At 50.5% G+C, this 382-nt stretch carries 1 protein-coding gene; it reads left to right on the top strand.

Annotated features, from left to right (window positions below; all coding sequences use genetic code 11):
- Nucleotides 1–180 precede the first annotated feature (180 nt).
- Complete coding sequence (locus tag JUK32_RS02820) at nucleotides 181–378, top strand: hypothetical protein (RefSeq protein WP_204137335.1); 198 nt, start codon at nucleotides 181–183, stop codon at nucleotides 376–378.
- The last annotated feature ends 4 nt before the right edge of the window (nucleotides 379–382 follow it).

Raw genomic sequence — 382 nt, 5'->3', positions numbered from 1 at the left:
AAAGAGGCGATGCCGCGATGGCAAAACTCTGTGAACCTGGAATCAGATTGAGATTGATTCAAGTTTATGTCCTCTCCATAGCCCACGTGTCCAGCGTGTCACTCCGCGCACGTCGTCAACAATGACAGCATCCACAACGGCAAGCAGCATCACAAATGTAAAAACTGCGGACGCCAGTTTGTGCAAGACCCGCAACACAAAATCATCGATGAGGCCACCCAGCGCTTGATCGACAAACTCTTGTTAGAGCAGATTCCCTTAGCCGGGATTGCTCGTGTGGCAGAGGTTTCAGAAGTCTGGCTGCAGCAATACGTCAACACCAAATATCAGCAGGTCGAACGTCAAGTGAGGGTAAGCCCTCAAAAAAAGGGCGCTTAACGGT

Source organism: Halomicronema sp. CCY15110 (assembly GCF_016888165.1).
GTDB lineage: Bacteria > Cyanobacteriota > Cyanobacteriia > Phormidesmidales > Phormidesmidaceae > Halomicronema.
Note: the sequence above shows the minus strand (reverse complement) of the source record. Positions and strands in the feature narration are given on the sequence as shown.